Annotated in this window: 20 protein-coding genes and 2 pseudogenes; 9 read left to right on the forward strand and 13 right to left on the reverse strand. The window is 51.7% G+C overall.

All coding sequences use genetic code 11. The features are described from left to right. Positions 1-879 precede the first annotated feature (879 nt). Both R3E63_10560 and R3E63_10565 read left to right on the forward strand, forming a co-directional pair. Positions 880-1260: pseudogene (locus tag R3E63_10560) on the forward strand (thrombospondin type 3 repeat-containing protein). A 45-nt stretch (positions 1261-1305) separates the two neighbouring features. After that, on the forward strand, positions 1306-2613 hold the full coding sequence (locus R3E63_10565; GenBank protein ID MEZ5540363.1) for an FG-GAP-like repeat-containing protein: 1308 nt from the start codon (positions 1306-1308) through the stop codon (positions 2611-2613). 93 nt (positions 2614-2706) lie between these two features. Here R3E63_10565 and R3E63_10570 read toward each other — a convergent pair whose 3' ends face one another. Together R3E63_10570 and trpE are read right to left on the reverse strand one after the other, a co-directional pair. Next, on the reverse strand, positions 2707-4194 hold the full coding sequence (locus R3E63_10570) for an AAA family ATPase (GenBank protein MEZ5540364.1): 1488 nt from the start codon (positions 4192-4194) through the stop codon (positions 2707-2709). Further along, on the reverse strand, positions 4194-5687 hold the full coding sequence (gene trpE / locus R3E63_10575; protein ID MEZ5540365.1) for an anthranilate synthase component I: 1494 nt from the start codon (positions 5685-5687) through the stop codon (positions 4194-4196). Before trpE ends, R3E63_10570 begins: the two co-directional genes overlap by 1 nt. Positions 5688-5936: 249 nt before the next feature. On the opposite strand from trpE, the gene hrpB reads away from it, so the two are divergent. Further along, positions 5937-8453 (forward strand): ATP-dependent helicase HrpB, encoded by a 2517-nt coding sequence (gene hrpB / locus R3E63_10580; protein ID MEZ5540366.1) that lies wholly within the window; start codon positions 5937-5939, stop codon positions 8451-8453. Between the two features lie 14 nt (positions 8454-8467). Here the strand turns inward: hrpB and ftsX are convergent, their stop codons facing one another. The 3 genes and pseudogenes from ftsX to ftsY all read right to left on the reverse strand — a co-directional run bounded on the left by ftsX (position 8468) and on the right by ftsY (position 11035). Continuing rightward, positions 8468-9451: a permease-like cell division protein FtsX gene (gene ftsX, locus R3E63_10585; GenBank protein ID MEZ5540367.1), complete on the reverse strand. Its 984-nt coding sequence runs from the start codon at positions 9449-9451 to the stop codon at positions 8468-8470. Continuing rightward, positions 9452-10120, reverse strand: a complete 669-nt coding sequence (gene ftsE / locus R3E63_10590) for a cell division ATP-binding protein FtsE (GenBank protein MEZ5540368.1) — start codon at positions 10118-10120, stop codon at positions 9452-9454. A gap of 3 nt (positions 10121-10123) precedes the next feature. After that, a pseudogene (gene ftsY, locus R3E63_10595) lies at positions 10124-11035 on the reverse strand (signal recognition particle-docking protein FtsY). Between the two features lie 243 nt (positions 11036-11278). On the opposite strand from ftsY, the gene rsmD reads away from it, so the two are divergent. Then, entirely contained in the window at positions 11279-11872 is a 594-nt protein-coding gene (gene rsmD / locus R3E63_10600; protein MEZ5540369.1) for a 16S rRNA (guanine(966)-N(2))-methyltransferase RsmD, read from the forward strand. Between the two features lie 70 nt (positions 11873-11942). Beyond that, positions 11943-12428 (forward strand): pantetheine-phosphate adenylyltransferase, encoded by a 486-nt coding sequence (gene coaD / locus R3E63_10605; GenBank protein MEZ5540370.1) that lies wholly within the window; start codon positions 11943-11945, stop codon positions 12426-12428. 81 nt (positions 12429-12509) lie between these two features. On the opposite strand, the gene R3E63_10610 is transcribed toward coaD, so the two are convergent. From R3E63_10610 to radC, 6 genes are all read right to left on the reverse strand, one after another. After that, entirely contained in the window at positions 12510-12830 is a 321-nt protein-coding gene (locus tag R3E63_10610; protein ID MEZ5540371.1) for a TRL-like family protein, read from the reverse strand. Between the two features lie 48 nt (positions 12831-12878). Next, positions 12879-13247: a hypothetical protein gene (locus R3E63_10615; protein ID MEZ5540372.1), complete on the reverse strand. Its 369-nt coding sequence runs from the start codon at positions 13245-13247 to the stop codon at positions 12879-12881. A 125-nt stretch (positions 13248-13372) separates the two neighbouring features. After that, positions 13373-14188 carry a bifunctional DNA-formamidopyrimidine glycosylase/DNA-(apurinic or apyrimidinic site) lyase gene (mutM, locus tag R3E63_10620; GenBank protein ID MEZ5540373.1) on the reverse strand — a complete coding sequence of 272 codons (816 nt, stop codon included), beginning with the start codon at positions 14186-14188 and terminating at the stop codon, positions 13373-13375. Positions 14189-14246: 58 nt separating this feature from the next. Next, on the reverse strand, positions 14247-14402 hold the full coding sequence (gene rpmG, locus R3E63_10625; GenBank protein ID MEZ5540374.1) for a 50S ribosomal protein L33: 156 nt from the start codon (positions 14400-14402) through the stop codon (positions 14247-14249). A gap of 40 nt (positions 14403-14442) precedes the next feature. Then, positions 14443-14679 carry a 50S ribosomal protein L28 gene (gene rpmB / locus R3E63_10630; protein MEZ5540375.1) on the reverse strand — a complete coding sequence of 79 codons (237 nt, stop codon included), beginning with the start codon at positions 14677-14679 and terminating at the stop codon, positions 14443-14445. Positions 14680-14804: 125 nt separating this feature from the next. Beyond that, on the reverse strand, positions 14805-15479 hold the full coding sequence (radC, locus tag R3E63_10635; protein MEZ5540376.1) for a DNA repair protein RadC: 675 nt from the start codon (positions 15477-15479) through the stop codon (positions 14805-14807). Positions 15480-15609: 130 nt separating this feature from the next. On the opposite strand from radC, the gene coaBC reads away from it, so the two are divergent. From coaBC to slmA, 4 genes are read left to right on the forward strand one after another with little or no spacing between them, the layout of a single operon-like run. Continuing rightward, positions 15610-16812 (forward strand): bifunctional phosphopantothenoylcysteine decarboxylase/phosphopantothenate--cysteine ligase CoaBC, encoded by a 1203-nt coding sequence (gene coaBC / locus R3E63_10640; protein ID MEZ5540377.1) that lies wholly within the window; start codon positions 15610-15612, stop codon positions 16810-16812. A gap of 26 nt (positions 16813-16838) precedes the next feature. Further along, positions 16839-19304 (forward strand): phosphomannomutase/phosphoglucomutase, encoded by a 2466-nt coding sequence (locus R3E63_10645; GenBank protein MEZ5540378.1) that lies wholly within the window; start codon positions 16839-16841, stop codon positions 19302-19304. 27 nt (positions 19305-19331) lie between these two features. Next, positions 19332-20216: an acetylglutamate kinase gene (gene argB, locus R3E63_10650; protein ID MEZ5540379.1), complete on the forward strand. Its 885-nt coding sequence runs from the start codon at positions 19332-19334 to the stop codon at positions 20214-20216. A 27-nt stretch (positions 20217-20243) separates the two neighbouring features. Beyond that, on the forward strand, positions 20244-20864 hold the full coding sequence (gene slmA, locus R3E63_10655) for a nucleoid occlusion factor SlmA (GenBank protein ID MEZ5540380.1): 621 nt from the start codon (positions 20244-20246) through the stop codon (positions 20862-20864). 8 nt (positions 20865-20872) lie between these two features. Here the strand turns inward: slmA and R3E63_10660 are convergent, their stop codons facing one another. Then, positions 20873-21529, reverse strand: coding sequence for a hypothetical protein (locus tag R3E63_10660; protein MEZ5540381.1), 657 nt, complete (start codon positions 21527-21529; stop codon positions 20873-20875). 60 nt (positions 21530-21589) lie between these two features. Next, positions 21590-22240 (reverse strand): orotate phosphoribosyltransferase, encoded by a 651-nt coding sequence (gene pyrE, locus R3E63_10665; protein ID MEZ5540382.1) that lies wholly within the window; start codon positions 22238-22240, stop codon positions 21590-21592. Positions 22241-22314: the final 74 nt, after the last annotated feature.

Raw genomic sequence — 22314 nt, forward strand, 5'->3', positions numbered from 1 at the left:
AGCACCAGCGGCAGCTGTACCAATGTCGGCAATGTGGTGACGATCACCAGCGGCGCGGGCACGTGTACCGTGAACTACGATCAGGCGGGTGATGCCGACTACTTGGCTGCGCCTCAGGTCACTGAAACCACTGCTGCTGCCAAAGCAGCACAAACGATCAGCGTGTCACCGTCCGCACCGGCTTCTGCCGCGTTCGGCACCAGCTTCACCGTGGGTGCAACGGCCACCTCTGGCTTGCCGGTGGCGATCACGACCTCCGGTAGCTGTACCGGTTCTGGCACCAGCACGGCCACCATCACCATCAACAGTGGTGCGGGTACCTGTACCGTGAACTACGATCAGGCGGGTGATGCCGATTACTTGGCCGCACCGCAGGTCACTGAAACCACTGCTGCTGCCAAAGCGGCACAAACGATCAGCGTGTCACCGTCCGCACCGGCTTCTGCCGCGTTCGGCACCAGCTTCACCGTGGGCGCGACCGCGAGCTCGGGCTTGCCGGTCACGGTTAGCACCAGCGGCAGCTGTACCAATGTCGGTAACACCGTGACGATCACCAGCGGCGCGGGCACGTGTACCGTGAACTACGATCAGGCGGGTGATGCCGACTACTTGGCTGCACCTCAGGTCACTGAAACCACTGCTGCTGCCAAAGCAGCACAAACGATCAGCGTGTCACCGTCCGCACCGGCTTCTGCCGCGTTCGGCGCGAGCTTCACCGTGGGCGCGACCGCGAGCTCGGGCTTGCCGGTCACGGTTAGCACCAGCGGCAGCTGTACGAATGTCGGTAACACCGTGACGATCAACAGCGGTGCCGGTACTTGTACCGTGAACTACGATCAGGCGGGTGATGCCGATTACTTGGCTGCTATTCCTGTGATTGAGATCGCCACGGTGGTTCCTGATGCGGATATGGACGGCATACCCGATGCAACCGACAACTGCCCAGCGGTAGCGAACCCAACTCAAACCGACACTGACGGTGACGGTATTGGCGATGCGTGCGACAGCACACCGAACGGCGACACCGACGGTGACGGCATCGATAACAACACCGACAACTGCCCGACCGCGCCGAACCCAACTCAAACCGACACTGACGGTGACGGTATTGGCGATGCGTGCGACAGCACACCGAACGGCGACACTGACGGTGACGGCATCGACAACAACACCGACAACTGCCCAACCGTGCCGAACCCAACTCAAACCGACACTGACGGTGACGGTATTGGCGATGCGTGCGATACACCGATCAACAATGCTGCCGAGCTGGGTAATTTCCACGGTGCCATGCGCGCAGACATGATGGGCTCGACCGTGGCGTATGTAGGTGACTTTGACGGCGACGGTTACGGTGACTACGCCGTTGCCACCCCCGGCTACGATGTAGTACCTACCGCCATCCGCGCCTTGCGCGATGCGGGCCGTGTGCAAGTGATCTCTGGCCAAACCGGCACACCACTGGCAACGCTGGTCGGAACCGCTACAAAAGAAGGTGTAGGCACAGCCATCGCAGGCAACGCCGATATCGACGGTGACGGCACAATGGATGTCGTGGTCGGTGCGCCATTAGCGGCGAACGGCGCTGGCGCCAAAATGATGGGCAAAGTCACCATCATCTACGGCTGCAATACCCCAAGCTGCGTGCCGATGGCACAGGACATTTACGGCACAACGGCTAGAACGCTGTTTGGCTCGGCGCTGGCGCTGGGCGATGTCGATGGTGATGGCCTTGCCGATATCGTGGTCGGCGAGCCATTGGCTGCACCTGCCAATGCACCGTCGTTGAAGAAAGCGGGCAAGGTGACCGTGTACTCGGGCGCAGACCTGTCGATGATCGGCACACCGTACTACGGCGCAACAGCGGGTGCGCTTGCCGGTACCGCCGTGGCTGTTGGCGACTTTGATGGCGATGGCGTCCAAGACATCGCGATCGGCGCACCGAGCGAAAGCGCCCTCAGTAACGGCAGGAAACTGACAGCAGCGGGCAGCGTGACGGTATACAGCACAGGCAACCCAACGCTACTCTACAAGCAATACGGCCAAGCGGCAGTGGATAACTTCGGCAGCGCACTGGCGTCCGGCAGTGATGTTGATGGCGACGGCACCCACGACATCGTGGTGGGTGTGCCGAAGCTTGATCATCCTACCGACAGAAGACTCAAAGATGTGGGCGGCTTCGTGGTGTTGTACGGCAGCAACAGCGCCGCTTACACCCGTGGTGGCAACACACTGGGCAGAGAAGTGCGTTCGGCGTTCGGCTCCGCTGTTGCCTTGGCGGATGTTGACGGTGACGGCACGGCAGACATCGTCGCCAGCGCCCCGAAAGCCGCTAACCTCAGAGCTTTCCCACGACCTGCGGCCGGTGCTGGCAGTGTGGCTGTGTGGGCGGGTGGCGCAGAGCCATTCGCGCAGCTGGGTACCTCCCGTTACGGCAAAGTGAGCGGTGATGTGTACGGCACTTCCATCGGGGCGGGTGATGTCAACGGCGACGGCAAAGCGGACATCGTCATTGGCATCCCAGGCGTGGATGTCAATGTGATGGTCAATGGCAGACCGAGACCGCAAAAAGACGCGGGCAGCGTGTTGGTGGTCAACGCCACGGCGTTATAATTCACGCAGTAAGTACCAAGCAACACACAGCAAACCCGCTCCCTCACCGGAGCGGGTTTTTTAATGCCGTTATTTTGGTAAAACTTAGCGTGATCAGTCGGCAGACACTGTGCGATTTTTTGCCCACGCGCGCAGCGCGGCAATATTCTCTTGCATCACCACGGCAATGGGTTTTGTGTGTGCCAGTTCATCGAGAATACTGGTGGTGTTTAAAGTTTGTTGTTGTGCGAGAACGGAATAATTGGCAGCAACAATCGCCTGCTCAATTTCAGCGCCTGAGAAGCCTTCTGCAGCAGTAGCGAGTATTGGTAAATCGAAAGTGGCAGGGTCTTGTTTTCGTTTGCTTAAATGGATGGCAAAAATTTCTTCGCGTACTTTTTTGTTGGGCAGGTCAACGAAAAAAATCTCATCCAGTCGACCTTTGCGAATCAGTTCAGCGGGCAAGTTGGCAATATTGTTTGATGTGGCAACAACAAATACAGCGCGGGTTCTCTCAGAAAGCCAAGTAAGAAAAGTGCCGAGTACACGCAAGCTAGTGCCTTCGTCATTGTTTTGCCCTGCAATGCCTTTTTCAATTTCATCCAACCACAGCACGCAGGGTGCCATGTTGTCGGCCAGTTTTAAGGCGTCGCGCAAATTTCTTTCCGATTCGCCGTAATATTTGTTGTACAGCGCACCAAAATCTAAACGCAGTAAAGGCAAACTCCACAGCCCAGCTACCGCTTTCGCCGCTAAACTTTTGCCACTACCTTGTACGCCAAGTAATAAAATGCCTTTTGGTGTGTCCACTGTATTGTCAGATGACAAAAAGGCTTGTTGCCGTTTAGTCAGCCAATCTTTTAAACGATTCAACCCACCAACTTGTGAAAAACTTTCCGTTTCATACTCGTACTGCAATACGCCATCCATATCCAGCAATTGCATTTTATTTTTGTTGATAAGCGGTAAATCATTTTTTGAAATAGCACCATCGGCATAAATAAACTGGCGTGCTAATTTTCTAACATCGCTGGGTGCCAAGCCGCGCAGATTCATGATGATGCGATCCAGTGCTAGCTTGTCAGTTTTAATTTGTTTTTTATTGTTTGTGCCGGCCCAAGCAATAGCTTCTTCACGAATAATAGTGAGAATTTGCTCGTCACTGAGTGATGCCAATTCAAACTCGGCGGCGTAACGCTTTAATTCTGGCGGCAGTGTGATGGCGTGACTGAGAAGCACAATCGTGCGATTGATGCTGTCATACTGCAGCACAATATCTTTAATGAGTCGTACCAATTTATCGTGTTCTGTATTGAGATAACTGTGCGCATCACACAAAACAAACAAGCCTTTGCTGCGTGTGCGTTTAATCGCAGTTAAGGCAGTTTCTAATTCGGTGAAGGTTTCACCACCCGTTTCGCCCATGCTAAAACCCATAGGGCGCAAACCGTCAGTGACGGACCAAACCTGCATCGGCAGTGTGCGCGTATTGCTCACTTGCATGAGTACTTCCAACACGCGCGTTTCTTCGTGCGATTGAATAACAATTAAAGGCACATGCGAATCGATGATTAAGCCGAGCTCGCGAGCGTCTTGCATCATTATCTCCCTGCTAGAACCATCGCAGCGGCACGAAACACTGCGCGCCCTTTATTCATGGTTTCATCCCATTCCGATTGCGGCACAGAGTCGGCAACAATGCCTGCACCCGCTTGAATGTACAGCGTTTTATTTTTGATCACCGCTGTGCGAATTGCGATAGCGGTGTCCATATTGCCGCTCCAGCCGAGGTAGCCGACAGCGCCGCCGTAAATGCCGCGTTTTTCTTTTTCCAATTCGTCGATAATTTCCATCGCGCGAATTTTTGGCGCGCCCGATAAAGTGCCTGCCGGTAGCGTGGCGCGCAACACATCCATTGCATCCAAACCTTCGCGCAATTCACCGGTGACATTGGATGTGATATGCATGACATGCGAGTAGCGTTCGACCACCATTTTTTCTGTCAATTGCACGCTGCCTACATTGGCAACACGGCCGACATCGTTGCGCCCTAAATCAATCAACATCAAATGTTCAGCAATTTCTTTCGGGTCAGCGAGTAAATCTTTTTCTAGCGCATAATCTTCGTCGCTGGTTTGTCCGCGTTTGCGTGTACCGGCAATCGGTCGCACGGTAACGCGGTTATCTTCCAAGCGCGCCAAAATTTCTGGCGAAGAACCTGCAATGTGAAACTCGCCGCAATCCAAGAAAAACATATAAGGCGATGGATTCAAACTGCGCAGCGCGCGATACAAATTGAGCGGTTCGGCATCAAACGGTAACGACATACGCTGCGATAAAACCACTTGCATGGTATCGCCTGCCAAAATGTATTCCTTGATGGCATCGACACTTTTCTTGAAAGCATCTTCGCCGAACGAAGAAACAAATTGCCGCTCTAGTTGCGCATCTGCTGGTGCGGCGAGCGCAATGGGTGGCAGTGAAGGTGTAGCTATTTGCAGTTGCGCTTGCAAAGCATCCAAGCGTTGCTCTGCTTGTACCAGTGCATTTTCTTGCGCGGTGTCGGCATGAACAATCAACAAGATGCGACCGGATAAATTATCAAACACCAACACCTCTTCGGATAGCAACAACAGCATATCGGGTGTGTTGATGGGATCTTGCTGCGGTTGCGTGGCTTGCAAATGTAGCTCGACATAGCGCACGGTATCGTAAGAAAAATAACCGACCAAGCCGCCGGTAAAGCGCGGCAAGTTGGGCAATTCCGCTACGCGATACTGCTGACGAAATTGATCGATAAAAGTCAGTGGATCGGCGCAAGTTTCCTGCTGAATAATTTGTCCATCGCGCTGCACAGTAACGCTTTGCCCGCGCACTATCAGTTGTGTGCGGCAGGGCAAGCCGATGAAAGAATAACGCCCCCATTTCTCGCCGCCCTGCACCGACTCCAGCAAATAACTGTAAGGCTGGCGCGCAAGTTTTAAGTAGCAGGAGAGCGGTGTTTCCAAATCAGCAAACAATTCGCGCACAACGGGTACGCGGTTGTAACCCTGTGCGGCGTAAGCGGCGATTTGTTCGGATGTTAGTGTCGACATGGTGCGATACCTCGGATTTTTTAGACAGATTTACAGGAACGGTGGTCGATGGCGCACAGTCGCGCCGTGGCAGCTCAAGAGCGCCATCGCCATGTTTGTTCTGTCCTAACCGAGTAATGCACGAGAGAGTCTCACAAGAAGTATCGAGAGTGATCACAGTCTAAGCGATGATCGAAACAAGACCAAGCCAAGCGCCGCAAACCCTGCGCGAGAAATTATCATGACCGCCTCGTTTACTTGTGATGCGTGATGACAACGGCTCTCCCTATCGATGCGGTTTTACCTCAGCTGTGCGACACCGTGCGCAGCGCGGCTTGTGTCGTGCTGTCCGCAGCGCCCGGTGCAGGAAAAACCACGCGCGTGCCGTTGGCGTTGCTACAAGCGGGTGACATTGCGGGGCGCATCATTGTGTTGGAGCCGCGCCGTTTAGCAGCTTTGCGCGCGGCGCAATACATGGCGCAGCAGTTGAGCGAAAAAGTGGGCGAGACTGTGGGCTATCGCATTCGCGGCGAGAGTAAAGTTTCTGCTCACACAAAAATTGAAGTGGTGACGGAAGGTGTGCTCACGCGCTTGATACAAAATGATCCCGAACTCAGCGGTGTGGGCTTGGTGATTTTTGATGAGTTTCACGAGCGTTCACTGCACGCGGATCTCGGTTTGGCACTGGTGCGCGACATTCAAAAAAATTGGCGTGAGGATTTAAAACTGTTGGTGATGTCCGCCACGCTGGATGGCATAGCCATTTCCGCGCTGCTCGATAACGCACCGATAATTGTCAGTGAAGGGCGCAGTTATCCCGTTGAGATGATTTATCTTGGACGCAATCAAAACACGCCCTTGGAAAATCGTGTTGCGCAAGCGGTGCTGCGCGCTGTGCAAGAAACGGCGGGCGATATTTTGGTGTTTCTCCCCGGCTTGCGCGAAATTCGTCGTACGCAACAAGCGCTGGAAAAAAATCTCGCTGAAAATTTTTTGCTGTGTGTGTTGCACGGCGAAGCGGCTTTAGCGCAACAACAAGCCGTGTTGCAAAAAAATGCAGACGGAAAGCGAAAAATTATTTTATCAACCAGTATCGCCGAAACTTCGTTGACGATAGACGGTGTGTGCGTAGTGATTGATGCGGGCTTGGTGCGCACGGTGCGTTTTGATCCTCGGCGCGGCATGAGTGGTTTGGTGACGACGCCCGTTTCACAAGCCACAGCGGAGCAGCGCGCAGGTCGTGCAGGGCGACAACAAGCGGGCTGGTGTTATCGTTTATGGAGCGAAGAACAGCACGCAGGGCTTGCGCGTTTTCCGCAAGCTGAAATTTTGCGCAGTGATTTAATGCCGCTGGCGATAGAATTAGCGCAGTGGGGCGTTGCAGAAACGCAGTTGGATTTTTTAGACGCACCGCCACTTGCGCATTTACAACAAGCGCGTGAACGCTTGCAATCTTTAGGTGCGCTGGACGGCGATTGCCGCATCACAACGCATGGTCGTGCGATGGCGGCGCTGCCTACACATCCGCGTTATGCGCACATGTTGTTGCGCGCACAGGAACACGGCTTGGGTGCGCTGGCGTGTGAAGTGGCTGCTTTATTGGATGAACGCGATATTTTGCGCGGTAGTCATTCGCAAAGTAGTAATTTTCAAAGTGGCAACGACGCCGATTTTTATTGGCGTTGGCAGGCCTTGAAAAAAAATGGCGCGATAGACCGCGCTGTGCGTGAACGCGTACAACAACAAGTGCAGCGCTTGCGTGAATGGATTAGCGCACAAGGCGATAGCGCAGCGCACGAACAACAATTGGGTTTGATGATCGCGCTGTGTTATCCCGAACGCGTGGCGCGGCGACGCGATACACGCGGCGAACGCTGGCAGTTGGCAAACGGTGTCGGCGCCAGTTTGCAGCAGGGCAGTGCATTGGCGCGTGAAGAATGGATTGCGATTGCCGATTTGGATGGCGAAGGGCGCGATGCACGCATTTATTTGGCAGCTGCTTTGAATCCTGAAGATTTACCTGTTTTTTTGCCAGAATTATTTTTTGCGGGCGAAGAAGTGTTGTGGTCATCTAAAGAAGAAGCCGTGATTGCGCGCAGTGTGCAGCGCTTTGGCGCATTGGTTTTGAATGAAAAGCCATTGCCAGCACGCGGTGAAATGGTTGTGCAAGAATTATGTCGCGGCTTGCGTTCTCTTGGTTGGTCTGCACTGCCGCAGACAGAAGCTACGCTGCAATTTTTACAACGAGTACGCTGGGTTTCTGCAAAAAATCTTATCGACGATTTGCCAGATTTTTCAGAAAACAATTTATTGGAAAACTTAGAACAGTGGTTGGCACCGTACTTATTGGATGTCAGTCGCCGCAGTCAGCTAGCGCAAGTGGATGTGTTTTCAGCACTGCAAGCGCGTTTGGATTTTTCACAGCAACAACAGTTAAAGTGCGTCGCACCGACGCATATTACTGTGCCGACTGGATCGCGTATCGCCTTGGATTATTCTGGCGAGCAGCCAGTATTGCCGGTGCGGATCCAAGAGATGTTTGGTGCACAAGAAACGCCGCGTATCGCGGAGGGAAAAATACCTGTGTTGATTCATTTGTTATCGCCACGGAAAATGCCTTTAGCGGTGACACAAGATTTAGCCAGTTTTTGGCAGAATGCTTACAAAGATGTGCGCAAAGATATGCGCGGGCAATATCCCAAACATTATTGGCCAGAAAATCCACTAGAAGCAGAACCGACACGACGCACGAAAGCAGCGGATGATCGCGCGCGAAAAAATAATTAGTGTTGTGTGAGTATTTATTGTGGCCGCATTGTGCGCAGATGATACCAAGCAGTGAGCCATGCACCGAGTATGCCAATGGCAACACCACTAACCATCAAGCTGAGCAGGGTGAGTAATGTGGGGCCTTGCAAGCTGAATGTGCTGTGATAAAGCGCTGCTAGTTGAGCGGTTGGTTCGACAATACTGTAATAACCCACTTCCATCAAAATAATGGCTACTGCGCCACCCGCTAAACCAAACCACATGCCGCTGTAGAGAAAAGGGCGGCGCACAAATGCATCGGTAGCGCCGACGAGGTTGGCAACCACAATTTCGGTGCGACGATTTTCCAACGCGAGTCGTATCGTGTTGCCGATAGAAAGTAGCGCGCCCATGCCTAATAACACGGCGAGCCCAACTGCGATGCGTTTACCTAATTGCATGAGGTGAAACAATTTTTGCAACCATGCAAAATCAACACGCACACTATCTACTTGCGGCAGTTGTTGCCATTTTTTTTGTAGAGTTTCTACGGCCTCCGGTGCAGTATCATTTTTTAGTTCTACGGTTAGTAATGGTGGCAAGGGATTTTCATCCAGCAGCGCTAAAGTGTTGGACAGGTTGGTGTCTTTTTCAAAATCCGCCAAGCCTTGCTCTGGTGTGATCAGTGTGATGGTATTCACTGCGGTATGTTGTCGTAGTTGTTGTTGCAGTTCGGTTATTTTTTCGGCAGCAGTTTTTCTTTCCAAGAACACGGAAAGACGCGGATTGCCATTCCAATGCTCACCCAGTTTTTGCACATTATGGATTGCCAACATAAATAAAGCGGGCAGCGCCAAGGTGATACCAATCACAATGGCTGTTAAAAAAAATTGTGCGGGTGCTCGCTTTTGTTGCTGCAGACTGCTATTTGCAGAGTGTCGGTGATGTTGCAGCCAAGCTTGGAGTAGCGTGCGCCAGCTAGGTGCCACAGTTGTGGCGCCGCGTGCAGTGCGTTTGTTTTTAACAGGCGCCTTCATTTATTGACCACCGTCGTTAATCAAACGACCGCGTTGCAAAACCAATTCGCGGTGTTTGCCAAAGCGGTGAATCAAATCCAAATCGTGGGTGGCTATCAAGACGGTAACGCCTACGCTGCTGAAATCAGCAAATAACCGCATGATTTCTTCCGATAAAACAGGATCTAAATTGCCTGTCGGTTCATCGGCAAGAAGAATCGGTGGGCGGTTGACGACAGCGCGCGCAATACCGACGCGTTGCTGCTCTCCGCCAGAAAGTGCGATGGGAAAATATTTTTCGCGATCGAGCAGCCCCACTTTGTCTAATGCCGCACGCACACGGCGACCGATGTCTTTGTGGCGGTGACCCGCAATATGTAGAGGCAATGCCACATTATCAAAAACGGTTTGGTCGGCGAGCAATTGGTGATCTTGAAATACCACGCCGATATGACGGCGATAATAAGGTATGCGTGCAGCACTGAGTTTGTTGAGATCTTGCCCTGCAACAATAATATTGCCTTGTGTAGGGCGCTCCATCAGCAGCAGCAATTTGAGTAGTGTACTTTTTCCCGCGCCGGAGTGACCGGTGAGAAAAGTCATTTGACCAGCCGCGAGAGAAAAATTGATGTGCTTCAGCGCCTCAAAGCCGTTGGGATAACTTTTGGCAACATGCTGAAACTCTATCATCGCTTACGATTTTTCAAATAATGCGCGAATAAAAGCAGCAGCGCTAAACACTTGTAAGTCTTCTGCTTTTTCACCAACACCAATGAATCGAATAGGCAATTTTAGTGCTTGGCTCAATGCAAAAATAACCCCGCCTTTTGCTGTACCATCCAATTTAGTTAGAGCAATGCCTGTCACGCCAATGGCTTCATAAAATTGCTGCGCTTGATTGATCGCGTTCTGCCCTGTCCCTGCATCAAGTACCAGTAACACTTCGTGCGGTGCAGCAGTATCGAGTTTGCCCATCACGCGTTTAACTTTCTTCAGTTCTTCCATCAAATTACTTTTGTTGTGCAAACGGCCAGCGGTGTCGGCAATCACAATATCAATATTGCGTGATTGTGCTGCTTGTACCGCATCAAAAATAACGGAAGCGCTGTCTGCGCCAGTGTGCTGTGCAACAACGGGTACACGATTGCGCTCGCCCCACACTTGCAATTGCTCAACAGCGGCGGCGCGAAAAGTATCACCCGCTGCCAACATCACGCTGTGCCCTTGCTGTTGAAAGCGTTTGGCGAGTTTACCGATGGTGGTAGTTTTGCCTACGCCATTGACGCCAACCACTAACAGCACAAAAGGTTTTTTTGCGGTATTGATTGTGAGTGGTGCCTCAACATTTTGTAGCATTTGTTTTAAATGCGTTTGCAGCGCGTCATAAAGCGCGTTGCCGTCCGTGAGCTCTTTGCGCGCCACGCGTGCAGTGAGATCGTCAAGAATAATCGTCGTGGCTTCGATACCGACATCCGCTGACAGCAATTGCGTTTCTAATTCTTCGATCAAATCGTCGTCGATTTGGCGTTTGCCCAGCAACACGGTACCGATGCCTTCGCCGATAACGCTGCCGGTGCGCGCGAGGCCGCGTTTGATACGGCTAAACAAACTTTCTGAGCTGGGTTCGCTGCTTGTTGCAGTGTCGGGCGAATTGGTCAGAGGTGGGTCGATCGTCGTTTGTGCCACAGGTGCTGGTTGAACCTGTGAGGATTTGTCCTTTTTTTTGTCTTTGCCGAAGCCAAAAATTGCCATGAGGTTTTTTTGAATACCCGTTTGAATACCAGAAAGAGAGGAGCTGTATTTTTCAGGGTGTTATCCTATCACCCCCCGTCGTGGAGTCCGCTGTGCTTGGCTAAATCCTCATCGTCAAAAAATGAAAATCGTGTGCGCATTATCGGCGGGCGATGGCGCGGGCGGAAAATCGCCTTTCCCGATGGCGAGGGCTTGCGCCCCACTGGTGATCGTATCCGCGAAACACTGTTCAACTGGTTGATGCCAGTTTTGCCGGAAGCGCGTTGCTTGGATTTGTTTGCCGGTAGCGGCGCGCTGGGGTTTGAGGCTTTGTCGCGCGGTGCGGCGCACTGTGTGATGCTGGAGCGCAATTCATACGCAGCGCGGAGTTTACAGGCGACACGGCAATTATTGGGTGCCGATGCTATTTCACAGGTTGTGGCGGCTGATGCACTGTCGTGGTTGCAAGCAGCTACGGGTTGTTTTGATGTGGTGTTTATCGATCCGCCGTTTGCCGATGCGCAATTATCGCCCGCCGTTTTCGTTGAGCAGTTGCAGCAGCGTGCGCTGTTATCGGATGATCCTTGGATTTATGTTGAGCAGCCTGCAAATATCCCGTTATCACCACCGCAGGGTTTTATGACTTATCGGCAACAGCGTGCCGGTTTAGTGCAGTACGGGCTTTGGCGTCGAGCAGAAAATATCCTTTGAGCGCGTAGGTAATTTCGCTACTATGCCGGCACTCTCAGGTTTTCCTTCTTTTTTGTGATTGGCTATTGTTATGCGACGCGTTATTTACCCTGGCACTTTTGATCCCATCACCAACGGTCATGTTGATTTGGTGGAGCGCGGCTGCCGCTTGTTTGATACCGTGGTGGTCGCCATTGCTTCCAGCACACGCAAAAATCCGCTGTTTACGCTAGAAGAACGCGTTGCGCTGGCAAAAAAAGTGTTAGGGCATATCGATAATGTTGAAGTGGTCGGTTTTGATATTTTGTTGATTGATTTTGTGCATCAACAAAAAGCCAGTGGTGTATTGCGAGGCTTGCGTGCGGTATCCGATTTTGAATACGAATTTCAGCTCGCCAATATGAATCGCGCGCTGGCGCCGGATGTGGAGAGTTTATTTCTCACACCATCTGACCATCTTTCCTATATTTCATCCAGCTTGGTGAAAGAAATTGGTTCGCTCGGTGGGGATATCAGCAAATTTGTACCGCCTCTTGTGGCGGATGCACTGGCGGAAAAATTTGCCGCGCGAAAGTAATTACTACTCTATAAAGCTGAAACGGTAGACATAAAAAAACCGCATCGTTGGATGCGGTTTTTTTTTGAGCGAAACGCTAACTTATTCGCCGTATACCAGTGTGCAAGTTTGAGCCCACACGCCCAGAACGGTGTTCGTCGAGTAATCAACGGTTTGAATACGGCTGATACCTGCGCGGCTAGCTGCTGTGCGGGTAGATGAATCGCCGTAAGCAACCAAGCCGAGAACATTAGCGGAACACGCTCTGCCGTATCGAACGCCTGAAGTGGCATCACCGACAGATTCGGAGCCTTTGACATCAGTAAAAAGCCAGCCGTTGCTGACGGGGGCGCGTGCTGTTGCGCATCCGGCGGTCATGGCAACGGTAGCTGCTATCGCTGTAGCTGTTAGTAATTTTTTCATTTTATTTCTCCTTGGGGTTGTGAAACTACACAATAAACAGAGATGAGATTATTTCGTTACCGCTTCTGCTGAGTCGTTGTCCTGCCCTACGCTTGGGTGGTAGCCGGGGCGAGTACAGCCAAGGCAGCGCGCGAAGGTGTAGGTTGCTGGCTCCATAAACAGCACGGAACCCGCTTCATTTGCACTGCCGGTAGGCAGAGTAAATGGCAGACTGGCAACATAGGCCGCCGCTCCAACAGCAGTCAGTACAGCACCGACCGGACGGATAATGATCAAGTCCGTCATCATCGCCAGCGCAGAAGGCTTGCCGTTATTAAAAGGGTCTGTAGCAACAGTGCCCGCAAATGCGCCGAGCGAAGGTAACAACAGGCTGGCAGCAAGCACAGGTGTTGCTAGTTTTTTCAGGGAAATGGCCATACCAGTGCTCCTTTGAAGTTGGCGTGTTTTCTAGAAGTGCGCCCTAAGTTTATGATTTTTAGAGATGCAACGACCGTAACTTAATCCTGCCCCGCAGATTTTGCAAGCGTTTTTTTGAGGCAGTTTTATACCTGACAGCGAGGACAAAAAACGGTGCTGCGCTGGCCGAGCCGTATTTCTTCCAAACATGTCTTGCAGTGATGACAGGCTTCTCCTGCCCGTCCGTACACCAGCAACTCTTGTGCAAAATAACCGGGCTTGCCATCACCACCGATAAAATCGCGCAGCGTGGTGCCGCCGCGCTGAATGGCCGATTTCAATACTTGCTTGATATTTCGTATCAGTTGCTGCGCTTCGGCCTCGGTGATGCTGGCTCCACTGCGCTGTGGGTGAATCCCGCTGAGAAATAGCGCTTCATTCGCATAGATATTACCCACGCCAACGACTAAATGGCTGTCCATAATCAGGGTTTTGATCGCCTGCTTGCGCTTTTCTAGGCGCGACAGCAAATACTTGGCAGAAAAGGTTTGATCCAGCGGCTCAGGTCCCAGTTTGACCAGCAGTTCGTGTTGCAGCGGATCATCGCTAGTCCACAGCCATGCGCCGAAGCGCCGTGGGTCGCAATAGCGCAGGCAGTGACCATCATCCAAGAATAGTTCGACATGATCGTGCTTGCGGCGCGGTTCGTCGTTTTCCAGTACGCGCAAACTGCCGGACATCCCCAAGTGAATCAGCAGTGTGCCAGCGGCAGTGTGGACGAGCAGGTATTTGCCGCGTCGCGTGACGCTGGTGATGGGCTGCCCTGCCAGTTTTTTATTGAGACTAGCGGGGATAGGCCAACGCAGTTGGCGGTTGTGTATTTTGATCTGACGCACCGTACGCCCGATCAGATAGGGCACTATACCGCGCCGTGTGGTTTCAACTTCGGGTAGTTCTGGCATGGCGAAAAAAAAGCCCGACGAATCGAGCTTTTTATATACCTAATCCAATAAGTGTGGCTTACTTGATTTTGGCTTCTTTGTAGATCACATGCTGGCGGATCACGGGATCAAATTTTTTGATCTCCATTTTTTCAGGCATGGTGCGCTTGTTTTTATCAGTGGTGTAGAAGTGACCAGTGCCAGCGGATGATACCAGGCGAATTTTGTCGCGCATGAGAAATAACTCCTAAATTCAGTAGAGGGGAGTAAGAGAATCAGACCTTAACGCCGCTGGCGCGGATGTTCGCCAGCACTTGGTCGATGCCCAGTTTGTCGATGATGCGCATACCTTTAGCAGAAACGCGCAGGCGCACGAAGCGGTTCTCGGTAGCCACCCAGAAGCGGTGGTGGTGCAAATTTGGCTCAAAACGACGACGCGTGCGGTTCATCGCGTGAGAAACATTGTTACCGGTGACGGGTTTCTTGCCGGTTACCTGACAGACTTTAGACATGGAACACCTGTGGTCAAAACAGCGACGCGCTCGGGGGGAGTTGTCGCGGGAAAATGGGGTCACAAAAAAGAGCTGCGCTTTATACCAGAGTGCGCCCTGTCAGGCAAGTAAAAGTGCAGCAGACATCACAGCAACCCCCGTTCTGCCATAGACAGCACCATGCCATCGCCGACAATCATGTGGTCCAGCACACGAATATCCACCAAGGCTAAGGCTTCACAGAGCCGTGTGGTGATGCGCTGATCCGCCTGACTGGGTTCAGCGATGCCGGAGGGATGGTTGTGGGCAAAGATCAGCGCGGCAGCGTTGAGTGCCAGTGCGCGCTGCACCACATCGCGCGGGTAGACGCTGCTGGCATCCAGCGTGCCTTGAAACAATTCCTCGCAGCCGATCACGCGGTGCTGTGTATCCAAAAACAGGCAGAGGAACACCTCACGGCGGTAATCGCGCAGGCGCGCTTTCAGGTAGTGGCGCACATCAGCAGGGTTGTTGAACACGGTGTCGCGTTGGAGGTTTTCCAGCAAGTGCCGCTTCGCCATTTCCAACACCGCTTGCAGTTGCACAAAGCTGGCGATGCCTAAACCGTGCCGCGAACAGAAAGCTTGGCGATCCGCCGAGAGCAAATGGCGCAGGCCGTCAAAATCGGTGAGCAGTTCGCGCGCGAGATCAACGGCGGTTTTGCCGCGTGTGCCGGTGCGCAGAAAAATGGCGAGCAGTTCGGCGTCCGAGAGTGCAGTGGCACCTTGTGCCAAGAGTTTTTCGCGCGGGCGTTCATTGATGGGCCAATCGGTAATCGGCATAAAACCTCCATGTCGTTGTTCGTGCAGCAGCGTAAAGTCAGTGTGCACTAGCTAATGAGCTGGCTACGCATATCCTTGCGTGCGTGCTATCTTACCGCGCTCAGTTCACGGTGTCCCCTTCGCATTATTTATGACAGCATCGCTCGCCAATCGCCAAGTTTTGCTCGGTATTACCGGCGGCATCGCTGCGTACAAAGCTGCGGAATTGGTGCGGCGGATTCAGGATTGCGGCGCGACCGTGCGCGTGATCATGACGGCGGGCGCGATGGAGTTCATCACGCCGCTGACGCTACAGGCGTTGTCGGGCAATCCCGTGCACACCACCCTGCTCGACCCCGAAGCCGAAGCGGGCATGGGGCATATCGAGCTGGCGCGTTGGGCGGATGTACTACTGGTCGCACCGGCGAGTGCCGATTTCATGGCGCGTTTGGCGCAAGGGCAGGCGGATGATTTGCTGAGTACCGTGTGCTTGGCGACAGCTGCACCCGTGTGTTTGGCGCCTGCGATGAATCAGGGCATGTGGCGCAATGCCGCCACGCAGATGAATGCGGAGCAGTTGCGTGCTCGCGGTATCGAGCTGTGGGGGCCGGCAGAAGGCGTGCAGGCCTGCGGTGATGTCGGTTTGGGTCGCATGCTGGAAGTGGACGAGCTACTGCAAAAACTGGCAGCGCGTTTTGAAACGGGCTTGCTTGCCGGTAAACGGGTGTTGATTACCACAGGCCCTACGCGTGAAGCTATCGACCCCGTGCGCTATATCAGCAATCACAGCTCCGGCAAAATGGGTTTTGCGCTGGCGCGTGCCTGCGCGAGTGCTGGCGCTTTAACAACGGTAATCGCTGGCCCTGTATCGCTGCCCACACCGTCGCGCGTGCGGCGCGTGGATGTCGTGAGTGCGCAAGACATGTTTGATGCGGTGATGGCAGAAGTAGAGCAGTGCGACATCATCATTGCCACGGCGGCCGTTGCCGACTATCGACCGAAAAATATTGCCGAGCAGAAAATCAAGAAGCAGTCATCTGATGCCATGACGCTAGAGCTGGTGAAGAATCCCGATATTATTGCTAGCGTTGCCGCGCTACTGAACGCGCCGTTTGTGGTTGGTTTTGCTGCCGAGACACAAAATGTTGAAGCCTATGCGCGCGATAAAATGCAAAATAAAAAATTGGACATGATTGTCGCCAACGATGTCAGTCAACCCGGCTTAGGTTTTTCCAGCGACGACAATGCCGCTACCGTTTTTTGGAAAGAGGGTAGTGAAGCTTTTTCGGCGATGAGTAAAAACCAATTGGCAGACAACATTGTTCGTGTGATAGCGACACAAAATAAAAAATAAAAGCTAGAAATGGAGAGAGGAATCGCGTGAAACATATCGGCGCTTTAAGTAGTCAGGAAAAAACACCTATCTTATTGATGGCAGTGTTGGCCGTTGTTTTTACATTGGCTGTTGTGGTGTTATTTCCGCGTTTTCTTGACACGGTCAATGCTAAAAGTCTCACCAAAGCAGCGAATGCTGTCGCTACTGCTCAAGCAGAGTTACTCAATGCGGATATCGAAAAAATTCAAAATACACTCTTAGAACAAATTAAAGCAAAAGATGTATCAACAGTATTGCAGCAAGCAGACCCTGCTGTTCTGGAAGCTGCGGAGAAGCAGTTGCAGGAAGCCAATGCCGCAATTGGCATGATTCGCGTGCGCTTGATTCCTATAAGTACGGATTACTCTTCCATGCACTTGCGGTTTTCGCAGTTAGATCGTTTGACTTCAGCCAAAAATAACAAAGAAATTTACCCTGAGTTTTACGGAGAAAATGGGAAAAAAATGTTTGATTTTCTTTTGCCGGTTAAGGATCAGGCAGGAAAAATTAATGGCTTTTTACTGGCAATTGCCAATGAGAGTATATTTAGTGGTGAATTAGAAAAAATAAAGCCAGAAAGAGCTTCTACTGTGCTACAGCAAAAATTTACCGGCGGTGTGACGCAGGTGGTTTATAGCACGCAAGCAAAAGAGGTCAATATTAGAGCTGGGCAAATAAGCCAAGAAGCGGCAACAAAAATTCCGCATTGGAAAATAGTCGTTGTGCCTGGTGAAGAGCTTATACAAGAAAGCACATGGGGTATGTTTTGGCAGTATTTGGTGCAAGGTGTTGCTCTGTGCTTGGGCGCTCTCGCACTATTGTTATTGAATCGCCGCGCGGCACAGTTGGTGCAGAAAGCCCACAAAGAGCATGTGGCTCCCATACAAATTAAAGGCGCGCGCAAAGTGGATAAAGGTGAATTTGCTGCTGCCAATGCTGCACAAGCCAACAGCGAAGATGCGGGCTTGGTTGATCCTTTATTTCAATCCGGCGATGTGTTCGATCTTGATTTAGATGATGACATGCTCGAGGTGCGCGCCGTTGCACCTAAAGGTGCGACGACCGCTAAAACAGAGTTGGTGGGTACGGATAATTTCTCTGTGCCCGAAACAATTTTTCGTGATTACGATATTCGCGGCAATGCTGATGCTGATATTTCTGACGAATTGGCGCAGCGTATTGGTCGCGCATTTGCCACGGTATGTTTGGAGAAAGGCCACAACAGTGTTGCGTTAGCGGGCGATGGGCGTTTATCCACTTATCGTTTGAAAGAAGCCGTGCGCCAAGGTTTGATGATGTCGGGTTGTTCGGTGATTGATCTCGGCACGGTACCGACACCATTGATGAATTTTGCGACACAAACTTTGTCGGGTACGAGCTGCGGCATGATGGTGACAGCAAGTCACAATCCCGCTTCTGACAACGGTTTCAAAATGGTGATTGATGGCCACACTTTAGCGAGTGAGGAAATTCAGCAACTGCGCGCGCGTGTGCAATCCGGTGACTTCACAGAAGGCGAAGGCGAGTGCACGGATCAGGACATTATTGATGCGTATATTGATCACATTGTTTCTGATGTGGTGTTGGCAGGCAGTTATAAAGTTGTGATTGATTGCGGCAACGGTGTGGCGAGTGTTGTTGCGCAGCGTTTGTTGGAAGAGTTGGGCTGCGATGTGGTGCCTTTGTACTGCGATATCGATGGCAGTTTCCCGAATCACCAACCGGATCCTAGCGAGCTGTCGAATCTGAATGATTTGGTCGAAATGGTCAAAAATGAAGGCGCTGATCTCGGCGTGGCATTTGATGGTGATGGCGATCGCTTAGCGGTAGTCACTGCCACCGGTGAAATTATTTTACCCGATTGCTTAATGATGCTGTTTGCAAAAGATGTGATTTCTCGCAATCCGGGCACCGATATTGTGTTTGATGTGAAATCCACGCGCCGCTTGAATACTTTGATTAGCAGCTGTGGTGGCCGACCTGTTATGTGTAAGAGTGGCCATTCACATATTCGCAATAAGATGGTGGAAACGGGTGCCATGCTCGGTGGTGAATTGAGCGGACATATTTTCTTCAAAGAGCGCTGGTTTGGTTTTGATGACGGTGTTTACAGTGCAGTGCGTTTAATCGAAATCATGTCGATACGCGATCAAAGTCTGGATGATATTTTTGCCACTTTCCCAGAGTCGTTTAGTACACCAGAGATTCGTATTGCTGTGCCAGAAGATAAAAAGTTTTCTCTGGTGAAAAGCTTGATTGATGGTGGCGAGTGGGGCAATGGAAAAATTTCCACACTGGATGGTGTGCGTGTGGATTTTGCAAAGGGATGGGGCTTGGTGCGCGCATCCAATACGGCAGCTGCGTTGGCGCTGCGCTTCGAAGCAGATGACGCAGAGTCATTGGCGACGGTGCAGAATGTCTTTAAGCAACAGTTACAGAGTGTTGATAGCAGCCTGCCTCTGCCGTTTTAATTTTTCAGCTTTCGATGGAAAACTTTTATGACTTTGAGTCGTGAACAAGCGCTCGATATTGCTAATGTATTGACAGAAGCGTTGCCCTATATTCAACGCTTTGTCGGCAAAACGATTGTCGTGAAATACGGCGGCAATGCCATGATAGATGATGCGTTGACGCAAGAATTTGCACAAGACATTGCGCTGATGAAATTGGTTGGCATGAATCCGGTGGTGGTGCATGGCGGCGGCCCACAAATTGGCTCGCTGTTGGAAAAGCTGGGCATCCATTCAGAATTTATTTCTGGTATGCGCGTTACTGATGCAGCGACCATGGAAGTCGTGGAAATGGTGTTAGGCGGTGCGGTGAATAAAACCGTGGTGAGTTTGTTGAATCAAGCGGGCGGCAAAGCGATAGGCATCACCGGCAAAGACGGCGATTTGATTCGCGCCAAAAAAATGGTGATGAAAGATGCCAATAATCAAGTATTAGATATTGGTTTTGTTGGCGAGGTCGAATCCATCAAGCGCGAAGTGATTGATGCGTTAGTTCACAGTGATTTTATTCCTGTGATTGCGCCCGTTGGTGTGGGCAGCGATGGACAGAGCTACAACATCAACGCAGATTTAGTGGCGGGTAAAGTGGCGGAAGCTTTGTCAGCAGAAAAATTAGTGTTGTTGACCAATGTGGCGGGTTTGCAAGATAAATCGGGCAAAGTGCTCACGGGTTTAACCACAAAACAAGTGGACGGTTTGATTGCCGATGGCACGATTTATGGCGGCATGTTGCCAAAAATTCAATGCGCGCTGGATGCAGTAAAAAACGGTGTTACTAGCGCGCACATCATTGACGGTCGTGTAGAGCACGCTGTGTTGTTAGAAATTTTTACTGATAACGGCGTAGGCACTTTAATCACCAATAAAGCGTAATCGGCATACGCAGCGAGTTCAAAAACTATGGTTAATCAAACGGCAGGCGCACAAAAGCCATCGCGCAAGCAGCAAATCTTGCAAGCCTTGGCACAAATGTTGGAACAGAATCCTGGCGAGTTGATTACGACAGCGGGTTTGGCAAAAACAGTCGGTGTATCAGAAGCGGCGCTGTATCGTCACTTTCCCAGCAAGTACAAAATGTACGAAGGCTTGATTGAATACATCGAAGATATCGTGTTTTCACGCGTTACGCTTATCATGGATGAGCAGCCGACAGCGGCAGCGCGCTGTGAAAATATTTTGGGCTTGGTGTTGGTGTTTGCCGAAAAAAATCCAGGTTTGGCGCGTTTGCTGTACGGTGACGCGCTGGCGGGTGAGCGCGACAAATTGCGCCAGCGAGTAATGCAATTTTTTGACCGTTTGAACACGCAGTTGAAGCAAGTGTTTCGCGATGCGGAATTGAAAGAAGGTCTGCGTACTGCAGCTCAGCCTTCACAATTAGCTGCGCTGCTGATTGCTTTTTTGGATGGAAAAATTAGCCAGTTTGCGCGCAGTGAGTTTCGAGATTTACCAACACAAGGCTGGCAAGAACAGTGGCAAGTGTTGCGTGTGGGCGTGTTGGCGCCACGCGCCTCTGTCTTTTAGAAAGAGAGTTATTTGCCGCGTAGCTTATTAAGTTCAACCAGCCGCTTGGCATCGGCATCAAAGCGCGCACCCTCATTGATCAATTCTTGCTGGCGTTGCATCACTTGATCATTGGTCACGGTGATCGCGCGTTGCAAATCAGAAATTTTATCCAATTGCACTTTTGATACAGGCTGACCATTGCGTTCAAATACGGCAGCGCGTTGGCGTTCGGCATCCATTTGCGCGCTCAGCGTATTTAAATTGGAATTGAGTATGGCAATTTGTCCCTTAATTTCGTCTAAGCGTCGATTTTTAGCGATGGTGATGTCTTCCACGCGGTTGTAGCGCAGCAGTAACTCTTTGTCGTGCGCTCTTTGTTCTGCTGCACTGAGTTTGTCTCTTTCAGCCTGAGCTAATTTTTCGCGTTCTTCAGCCGTGGGCTCGGGTGCTACAGTCGATAAAACAACACCAGTGACGGTCACGATTTGATAGCCCTTGCGCGCGTATTCAGGCGTGATGGAGCTGGTGGTAGCTTGAGAGCCGTCCGCCGTTGTGTAGCGATACATACGCATCTCTTTGGCTTTTTCTTGCGCCATTGTCGACATACTGCACGCTAGCGTGAATAAAGATGCGCTCAACAAGATTTGTGTGCGTTTCATAAAAGTTATTGATGGCGTGGGCATGGTGCGTTACCTAGCAAGTGTTAGCGTCACTCTAAGCAGCTGCGCTGTCAGTGTAAAGATTCAACGCGTACCGTATTGGTCGCGATAGTTTTGAATTGCGGTTAATACGGTCGGCTGGTTGTTGGCTTGTTGTAAAAAGTGGATCAACTCGTTTAAGCCCAGTACGCGCAGCACAGGTACATTGAAGCGCTGGCTGACCGTTTGTGCGGCCGACAAATCGCCCTCCTGCCCGCGCTCTTGGCGATCGAGGCCGATAAGGATGGCGCTGGCTGTGGCTTGTGGATAGCTGGCAAAAATCTGCATCACTTCGCCGATGGCAGTGCCGGCGGTGATGACATCGTCCACGATCACCACGCGGCCTTGCAGCGGCGCGCCGACCAGTGTGCCGCCTTCGCCGTGCGCTTTGGCTTCTTTGCGGTTGAAGCACCACGGCACATCGCGCCCGAAATCGCGCGCCAGTGCAATGGCGATGCTGCTGACTAAAGGAATACCTTTGTAAGCAGGGCCGAACAACATATCGAACTCAATACCTGATGCAACGAGCGCGGCGGCGTAGCACTGACCGAGTTGTGCCAGCGCTTTGCCGGTGTGGAATTGCCCAGCGTTAAAAAAATACGGGCTGGTTCTGCCGGATTTGAGTGTAAATTCGCCAAAGCGCAGCGCGTCGCATTCCAGTGCTAGTTGAATAAATTGCTGTTGGTAATCGTGCATGGATTTGTCTCAAACGATCAAAGAAAAAAACGGCTGTAAAAAATGCAGACCCTAGGCGGTGAAGTCTATAACAT

It is taken from the genome of Pseudomonadales bacterium (assembly GCA_041395665.1).
Lineage (GTDB): Bacteria > Pseudomonadota > Gammaproteobacteria > Pseudomonadales > UBA7239 > UBA7239.

Excerpts from the sequence above, each read along its gene's own strand:
- R3E63_10565 (MEZ5540363.1), top strand. The coding sequence starts at position 1,306 with ATGGGCTCGACCGTGGCGTATGTAGGTGACTTTGACGGCGACGGTTAC.
- R3E63_10570 (MEZ5540364.1), bottom strand. The coding sequence starts at position 4,194 with ATGATGCAAGACGCTCGCGAGCTCGGCTTAATCATCGATTCGCATGTG.
- trpE (MEZ5540365.1), bottom strand. The coding sequence starts at position 5,687 with ATGTCGACACTAACATCCGAACAAATCGCCGCTTACGCCGCACAGGGT.
- hrpB (MEZ5540366.1), top strand. The coding sequence starts at position 5,937 with ATGACAACGGCTCTCCCTATCGATGCGGTTTTACCTCAGCTGTGCGAC.
- ftsX (MEZ5540367.1), bottom strand. The coding sequence starts at position 9,451 with ATGAAGGCGCCTGTTAAAAACAAACGCACTGCACGCGGCGCCACAACT.
- ftsE (MEZ5540368.1), bottom strand. The coding sequence starts at position 10,120 with ATGATAGAGTTTCAGCATGTTGCCAAAAGTTATCCCAACGGCTTTGAG.
- coaD (MEZ5540370.1), top strand. The coding sequence starts at position 11,943 with ATGCGACGCGTTATTTACCCTGGCACTTTTGATCCCATCACCAACGGT.
- R3E63_10610 (MEZ5540371.1), bottom strand. The coding sequence starts at position 12,830 with ATGAAAAAATTACTAACAGCTACAGCGATAGCAGCTACCGTTGCCATG.
- R3E63_10615 (MEZ5540372.1), bottom strand. The coding sequence starts at position 13,247 with ATGGCCATTTCCCTGAAAAAACTAGCAACACCTGTGCTTGCTGCCAGC.
- mutM (MEZ5540373.1), bottom strand. The coding sequence starts at position 14,188 with ATGCCAGAACTACCCGAAGTTGAAACCACACGGCGCGGTATAGTGCCC.
- rpmG (MEZ5540374.1), bottom strand. The coding sequence starts at position 14,402 with ATGCGCGACAAAATTCGCCTGGTATCATCCGCTGGCACTGGTCACTTC.
- rpmB (MEZ5540375.1), bottom strand. The coding sequence starts at position 14,679 with ATGTCTAAAGTCTGTCAGGTAACCGGCAAGAAACCCGTCACCGGTAAC.
- radC (MEZ5540376.1), bottom strand. The coding sequence starts at position 15,479 with ATGCCGATTACCGATTGGCCCATCAATGAACGCCCGCGCGAAAAACTC.
- coaBC (MEZ5540377.1), top strand. The coding sequence starts at position 15,610 with ATGACAGCATCGCTCGCCAATCGCCAAGTTTTGCTCGGTATTACCGGC.
- argB (MEZ5540379.1), top strand. The coding sequence starts at position 19,332 with ATGACTTTGAGTCGTGAACAAGCGCTCGATATTGCTAATGTATTGACA.
- slmA (MEZ5540380.1), top strand. The coding sequence starts at position 20,244 with ATGGTTAATCAAACGGCAGGCGCACAAAAGCCATCGCGCAAGCAGCAA.
- R3E63_10660 (MEZ5540381.1), bottom strand. The coding sequence starts at position 21,529 with ATGCCCACGCCATCAATAACTTTTATGAAACGCACACAAATCTTGTTG.
- pyrE (MEZ5540382.1), bottom strand. The coding sequence starts at position 22,240 with ATGCACGATTACCAACAGCAATTTATTCAACTAGCACTGGAATGCGAC.